Annotated in this window: 5 protein-coding genes; 1 reads left to right on the top strand and 4 read right to left on the bottom strand. The window is 62.3% G+C overall.

Features of this window, described 5'->3' with window-relative positions; all coding sequences use genetic code 11:
• The first annotated feature begins 107 nt into the window (after nucleotides 1–107).
• The gene (locus FJ956_RS30230; RefSeq protein WP_140680850.1) at nucleotides 108–653 is read left to right on the top strand and encodes a hypothetical protein; all 546 of its coding nucleotides are present in this window, start codon (nucleotides 108–110) and stop codon (nucleotides 651–653) included.
• Between the two features lie 45 nt (nucleotides 654–698).
• On the opposite strand, the gene FJ956_RS30225 is transcribed toward FJ956_RS30230, so the two are convergent.
• The 4 genes from FJ956_RS30225 to FJ956_RS30210 form a co-directional block, all read right to left on the bottom strand.
• Nucleotides 699–1835 carry a hypothetical protein gene (locus FJ956_RS30225; RefSeq protein WP_246672156.1) on the bottom strand — a complete coding sequence of 379 codons (1137 nt, stop codon included), beginning with the start codon at nucleotides 1833–1835 and terminating at the stop codon, nucleotides 699–701.
• Between the two features lie 186 nt (nucleotides 1836–2021).
• Nucleotides 2022–4244 (bottom strand): DEAD/DEAH box helicase, encoded by a 2223-nt coding sequence (locus FJ956_RS30220; RefSeq protein ID WP_246681619.1) that lies wholly within the window; start codon nucleotides 4242–4244, stop codon nucleotides 2022–2024.
• Nucleotides 4225–5544: an ATP-binding protein gene (locus FJ956_RS30215; RefSeq protein WP_140684979.1), complete on the bottom strand. Its 1320-nt coding sequence runs from the start codon at nucleotides 5542–5544 to the stop codon at nucleotides 4225–4227. The genes FJ956_RS30220 and FJ956_RS30215 overlap by 20 nt, the downstream gene beginning before the upstream one ends.
• A partial coding sequence (locus FJ956_RS30210) for a tellurite resistance TerB C-terminal domain-containing protein (protein WP_210243617.1) occupies nucleotides 5541–7187 on the bottom strand: 1647 nt, incomplete at its 5' end. The genes FJ956_RS30210 and FJ956_RS30215, both read right to left, overlap by 4 nt.

Here is a 7187-nt window from a genome sequence, read left to right as displayed (position 1 = left end):
GCGCGCCGAGCTTCAGCATCCGCGTAGCGGTTGCCCGACGGCCTGTACGCTCTTTGATCTTTGCATAGCCGGCACGCAGTCTTCGTCGACGGATTGAGGAGCAAGGCATGCGCGGGCGGAAGAGCACGGACTATGATGACAACCTGGACCCGATCGCAGCGTACCTGCGCGAGGGGACGCGACACACTCCGAACTTCGTCGTCCACTTCCGACGGAACGAGTTCTACGATCCGGCGTTTCCACCTTTCTGGGAACTGACGGTCGCAAACTCCAGGCATTCGTATCGGGTCATGGTTGGCGTCCCTGCCGATCAGCTCGATCTCGCAATCAAAAAACTTCCGGAACCATCAGCCGAAAGGCACGGCGTCGATTTCATGCGCGCCTACAAGGAGGTGTTCCTTCCCGATGACATAAGGCGCCTCACCGGCGAGACGATGATGGCGTTCCTCATTTACAAGGTGAAGTCCGCGCCGCCAGGATCGTCATACGAAGAGGGACGGTATTACAACGATGCCGACCTTGCTCGCCCGATCACACAAACCGAGGCGGACATCGCCGCCAACGACAGGCGCAAAGAAGTCCTGTTGAGAAAGCTGGAAGCCGAGAGAGAGTTCCAGCGGGTCCGAGATCACGGCTACAGGATGTCCCCCTAAAGCATCCTAACCGATTCGCTTCACTGTCGCCTGCCGCATCGGACCTCATTCCTCCACCAAATCGCGAAGCGCCGAACGGATGCGCGGCCGGAGTGCGTTTACAAACGCGTTTGTTCGCTCCTGAAGCCAGTTGAGGGCACGTTCGCGGTCTTCTGGGTTCTCTAGGTCCCGCACGGTGAAGTCCTGTGCAATAATTGGCCTATCGCCCTCAAAATCGATAGTCACCCCTGGGCCCAACTCCGCAGCCAATTCTTCCGCCTGGGGGGCCAGCGCCTTTGACGCCCGCTCGCCTACCGAGTTTCGATTAGAGGAAAGGTCCAGACCGACGCGGTTGTTGCGCACATCACGGTAAACCGTCAACCAACTTGAGCCACCGGGAGCTCCGAACTTGAAGACGATATGGCCGCCAAGCGCAGCTGGGGGCCGCATCTGATCCGGATCGTCGAGGCGGAGCCCCGACAGGAAATCTTGCCAGAAGCTCTGCCTGATGGCGTTGCGCCGCTCCCGGCCGGCTCGTCTCTCCGGCGACTCGACGGAACCAGAGGATTCCTCTTCTTCGTCCTCAGACAGAACGAAGCCATCCGGAAGCGCGATAACGCTCCTCACAATCGTCTGTGTCTTCGCGAGAACACGCGGCACGATGATCCGCGCCCCGTCTGCCAGCTGGTAGATCGGCATTTCGACGAGGCCCAATGTAAAATGAAGGCCGGAATGGCCTTGCAGATACTCGGCGATCGTCTCCACCCCGACGCGAATACCATCACCCACAATCAGGAGCAGGAACCGCCCTCGCCTCAGGTTCAGTGTCAGCGCGTCATTGAAGCTGATCTCGTCCACATCGTTCCCTGCAGCCCGAACCAGATCCAGGAGGACATTTCCTTCCGCGCCCACTCGTCGGCCGGCCTCGCGCTGCAGGTCGGATGAGGTCCAAAGCGCTAGTTCCTTCGCATAGTCGAGAATCTGCCCAACTACCTCCCGCCTGCCTTCTGGATTGCGCCAAAGCTTGCATTCAGCGAGCACTGGCAGGCCTGTGGGCGTGACCATGAAATTGTCGATTGGGCCGGCCGGCGTCGAAAGCTCGCGGCAAATCGGCACCGGGTTGGCGAATAACGGATCGATCTCGGCGATGGGCAGGCAAGATGGAAACCGATGAATGAGGTCCTGGATCGCCGCCTCGGTCATGCCATGTCCCCCTCCGCCAAGATCGAGGAGTCTTGCAGCCACTACCGAAGCTCCGTCGCCGGAGATAACCAGAGGCGTTGAATGCTGCCTCGCCATGCGTCATTCCTCCTATTTAAGCGGCGGCTGAACCGAATTTCTCCGGTGAGCCGATCGCCCGCTGGGCGACAATTTCTTAGTTCTCCACGCTCAGCCGCGCGGATTGAGTAGTTCTGCCGCGATCGCGCCGATCTCTTTCCCTATGTTCGCGCGCGCCTTGGCCCACAGCCTTCTCAAAAGTGGCTCAGAGACCATACCGTCGAACCTCGCCGTCTCGATATTCTCGACGAACTCTGAGATGGACTGAACATCCGGCGGGCGTTCGGCCACCTGACGAAGGACCGCTTCGGCTTCTTCGGGCGTAGTCTCCAGAACCGTCACGCCGACTTCGTGCACCGCGCATTCAAGGCCTGCCGAAACCAGCGTGAAGGCGAGAACGGCATTGGCTTCGGTACCTCTCCAGGTCAAAACGTGCGTGTCCTTCCCGGCCTGCAGGAAGCTGGTTTGCCGCAGTCCGCGCTCCAGATAGACCTCCCTCCCCTGGCGCAGGAAGTCGGCGGCGGCCGCGTCGAGATAGGCGGGAATGTCGTCGCCTTCCAGGACCGCTCGCATCTCGGCCGAGAGCCTGTCATGGACGGGTTCATTCATCACGTGGTCGAACTGAGGGATCTTTCCAGAACGATGCGGCTCGACCTCGAGCACCTTGCTGCGGTCGTCCACCGATTCGATGCGCCAGCGCTGCCCCGCGAACGCAATCACCACTCCAACTGCGACCGGATTCGAGATCGGGATGGCGCCAAGCGTCCGCCCGCCGGATACGATCCGCCACTCCTCGTCCGTCGAGAACACGGCATAGAAATCGCGGCCAGCCGTAAGGCGCTCCCCGATCTCGCCGAGCATGACGGTTCCATCCGGCGCCTGTTCAAGCAGCCGATTATCCTGGGATGCCATGCAGCGCAGCAGCTCGACGTAGTCGCCTTTTCCCAGGACGGAAAGCGGACCCGCCGAACATATCGTCTCGAAAAGGCGATCTGCTCGTAGCCCGCCCTCCTGTGCGATCAAGGAGAGCGTCTGGTGAAGCGAGACGGTCGCAACGGCGTCGACGACGGAAGGTGGCTCGACGAACTTTGCGACGAGCAGGCGCACCGCGGCAACTGCACGCACCGTCTCCAGTCTCAGGTGATCGAGTGGGTCGGAATCCTGTCCGAGATTGCGTTCCCGCACATACATTCGAAGGATTGCAGGAACGCCGCGCCGCCGGCCACTGCGTCCCAGACGTTGGCGAAGCGACGTCAGCGACCGCGGCGCCCCAACCTGGGCCACGGACTTGATCGATCCGATGTCGATGCCGAGTTCCAGCGTCGTCGTCGCGACGGCTGTCGTGGGCAGGTCGGACTGCTTCAGCCTGTCTTCGAGTTCCTCCCGCAATTCCTTCGAGAGACTGCCATGATGGGGGAAGAACTCGTTGGAAACACCGCCATTCTCGGATCGCCTCCGCAGCCTGTCCGCCAGTGCTTCCACGCGCCTGCGTGACCCAGCGAATACAAGGTTGTTCGCTCCGCGAAGCGTCGCAAACATGTGATCGGCAATGAAGTCGAGCGCGACTGGTTTCTCCTCCGCCTCCAGTCCGTCGATTTCTTCGGCGTCCTCGCCATCCGCGTACGCTCGCACCTGGAGCCTTAGCTCAGGCGAGTCGGCCGAGGACTCCACGATCGAAACGGACGAAGGCGAAGCCGGGTTCAGCCAGCCGGCGGCAAAGGATAGGTCGCCTATCGTGGCGGAAAGCCCGATCCGCCTTGCTGGCTCTGCTGACAGCATATCCAGCCGCCGCAGCAAGGTCGCTAGGTGGAGGCCGCGCGGCCCGCTCAGAAAGGCATGCAGTTCGTCGATGACGATGAAGTCCAAGGCGCCCAGCATCCTCCTCGCATCGCCCGGACGACCCAGGAGCATCGCCTCAATGGATTCCGGAGTTATCAGGACGACGCCTCGCGGATCGCGTCTTGTCCGCTGCTTGGCGGCTTGCGGCGCATCCCCATGCCATCGGACGACGTCGATCTCCATTCGCTCGCAGAGGTCGTCCAGGCGCCGGAACTGGTCGTTGATCAGGGCCTTGAGCGGGCTCACGTAGAGGACTGACACGCCCGGCTCCGTCCGCGCCACCACTTTCGTCAGGATTGGCAGGAAAGCGGCTTCCGTTTTCCCGGCCGCCGTGGCGGCCGCGATCAGGACATCATTCCGGCCGCCAAGGATCGCTGCGATGGCCTTGTCCTGGACATCGCGGAGTTCCTCCCACTTCCGCTCCCAGATCCAGCGCCGGATCGTTTCATGAAGCCTGTCGAATCCGGAGGGAGTCTCAGAGCCTGACGGTGGCAAGATCCTCGTCCCCACCCTCGGGTTCGCCTTCGCTCTCGTCCGCCGAAGAGCTTTCGGCATCCGGCGCGATGTCGACGCGGCCCACCAGGCTCGCCCATTCCGTTCCAGGATTCTGTTCAAGGATTGCCAGGAACTGCACAAACGCCTTTATCGTGTTCCGCGGCGTCCTGAAGTAGGCGTCGCCGACATGCTTGTTGCAATGCTCCATGAATGCCGGAAGCGCCTCATCCGGAACGAGGTTCTTGGCCGGGTCGCCGTAGCCAAACACTGCCCGGATATTTGAAAGAAGGATCAGAAGGTCCTCCGGCGTGAGGCTTTGAAGGCGCAGCACCGGACCGGAAAGATCGACCAGACCGTTCGTCGCGAACGCATTCTCGGAAAGGCGGGACTGCAGAGCGGAGTAGCTGTACAGGCCGCGGCGGGTGTCCATGAGGAACTCCGGCGTACCACCGAACGCGAAACCGAAGCCGCCGAAGTTCCCCTGTAGCACGTCGTTGAGCATGCGCAGGACTTGCTCGAAGTTCTGGTTGCGTGCCTGGGCGCTCTGAAGCTTGTATAGGTTCACCATTTCGTCGAAGACGACGAACAGCCCCGCGTATCCTGAAAGCTTCACGAACGCTGCCAGCAGCTTGAGGGAATCATAGACGTTGTCGTCATCGATGATGTTGCGGACGCCAAGCGCCTGGCGTGCCTCAGTCTTCGTGGAGTATTCCCCGCGCAGCCATCGGAGGGCCGAGGCCTTGAGAACCTCGTCGCCATCCTCGCTTCCTTTCCAGTACGCCTTTAGGACCGTCGCATAGTCATAGCCGCCGCCGTGTTCCTGCAGGTGCGCGAGACGCTGGTCGATGATGCGCTCGACCGGCACAGCCGCTTGTCCTGCCTCCTGAATGCAGTCCGTCACGAAGCGCTCGACCACGCTCGGCAGTGCGCCGCCGTCGGGCCGGGTCCGCGTCGCCATATTCCGGACGGCTTCGGCATAAAGTCCCCTCGCCTGGCCTGCCGTCGCATGAATCCTGCGGTCGGGCGCAAGGTCGGCGTGGATCGTGACGCATTTGCGCTCGAGTGCCACCATGCGCACCAGGTTCAGGAAGAAGGTCTTGCCTGCCCCGTATTCGCCGATCACGAAACGGATCGCAGCCCCGCCTTCGCAGATGCGGTCGATATCGCGGACCAACGCTCCCACCTCGGCCGCACGGCCGACCTGCACGTGACGAAGTCCCGTCTTCGGGACGACGCCGGCGGCGAGCGCCTGCAGAATGGCGTCGCGGTCGCGCGTCTTGATAGTCGTCAAAGCCGTCATGCTTCCACCCTCGCTTCCTGCAGCTTCTCCCTGAGATGCTCGGCGACTGAAACGCGTTCGTCGCCATCGACTATAAGTTCGTCGAACCTGTCGAAACCCCATTCGTTTATCGTCTCGATCGCTCCGTCGGGCAACAGCCGAAGCTTCCGCGCCTCGTCTTCGAACGCTTGCCGATCCAGTTCGCCGCTCTCGGCCAGAAGGCTCAGCAACCTGGCGTGAGCGCCGTCGAGGCCGGCGAACTTTCCTTCCGCAGCCACAGGTTCCCCGACTTGAGGCGGAGGGGACGGCGGCTCCTCTTCAACAAAGATGCCCGCAAGAAGCTCCGACACGGCCGTGGTCTCCAATTTGATCCGCTCCAGCCGGCCATGATCTATCCTGACACCCCCCGAGTGGAACGCAGGGGGCTGCGCGGGGATCGGAATGCCGGGAGTCCGTATCTCCGGTGCGACGGCGACGGGCTGGTCAAGCGCGACCGCCCCCCGATGAAGGGCGGAATACAGATCCTCCACCGGGTAGCCGAGCGCCTTGTAGAGCCGTTCGAGGAACTTCACCTCGTCTGGGGCGGCATGACCATCCGCCAGGACAGCCGAAGTAGCCGCCCGGACGGCGCTGGCGCGTGCGTCTGCCCCGATGTTAGTCAATTTCTTCATGGCGGATTGCTGCGCCGCCGGGTCCCTGAGAAGCGTGCTGGCGTACGCCATCAGCCTGCCGCGCTCGACGCCGCCCACGCCGGGAAACGAACGGATGTCCGCCTTGATCGATTCGAATTCGCTGGGCTCGACCTTTCCGTCGGAAACGGCCGCCAGCGCCGCCACCTCTACCATCGCCCTGGCGGCAGCATAGGCGGAGGCCTCGCCGTCCACGGGAGCCCCTTCCTTCGCCTTGAACAGCAAAATGTAGCCGTCGGCTTCCAGGCCGCGCGAGCCATACCTGCGGTCCGGCTCGAAGCCGACATCCAGCTTGTCCATCAAGGCGCCGATCTGGTTGCACAGGCCGGCGCCGAGTTTTCCCTTGGGCGGGATCTCCATTCCCAGGGCTTGCGCCAGTCGCGTCACCTTGACCCCGGCGATCCTGTGATCACCAAAAAGATCGTCAACGCGCTTGAGCGCTGCGGCTCCCGTCCCCGAGCCGGACGTCAGTATCTCCTTGGGCAACAGGAAAGCGGCCTCGACGGTATCCTTGGCCTCAGGTTTCTTCCCAAGAAGACGGCTGTAGGCGGCAAGTTCGTCGGTACACGCGTTGAGAAGGTCTCTCAGCCCATCGATGGGCGCGGAAAGGGCAGCGACGTCGGGAAGCGGCCCGAGCTCGCTATCCGACAGGTCCACCCTGCCCCCGAAGCCTCCGCTCGCCGCCCGGTATTCGATTTTGATCTTGGTCCTCGGCGAGTTGACCTTCAGCCCTTCCGGGTAGCGTGATGCGAACCGCAGGTGCCAGAGTTCGGCAAGTTCCTCGAAGCATCTGGTTGCGGGCGTACGGAGCTGCGTATCCGGAAGGGACAGCACCCACAGAAGCGCGTCGTTGCTGTCGAAAGGAAGCTTGGAACCCAGCTTCCGGCCGAGGTGAACCCTTACGGAACAGCGGCATCTCGTAGCCGTTCCTGAGGTCTGGCGAGAGCGTCGGACGGAAAGTATCCGGGTTCGCCA

Origin of the sequence: Mesorhizobium sp. B2-4-3 (assembly GCF_006442815.1) — a bacterium.
Taxonomy (GTDB): Bacteria; Pseudomonadota; Alphaproteobacteria; order Rhizobiales; family Rhizobiaceae; genus Mesorhizobium.
The sequence above is the reverse complement of the archived record's forward strand: the minus strand, read 5'-3'. Positions and strand labels throughout refer to the sequence as shown.

Excerpts from the sequence above, each read along its gene's own strand:
- FJ956_RS30230 (WP_140680850.1), top strand. The coding sequence starts at position 108 with ATGCGCGGGCGGAAGAGCACGGACTATGATGACAACCTGGACCCGATC.
- FJ956_RS30215 (WP_140684979.1), bottom strand. The coding sequence starts at position 5,544 with ATGACGGCTTTGACGACTATCAAGACGCGCGACCGCGACGCCATTCTG.
- FJ956_RS30225 (WP_246672156.1), bottom strand. The coding sequence starts at position 1,835 with ATGACCGAGGCGGCGATCCAGGACCTCATTCATCGGTTTCCATCTTGC.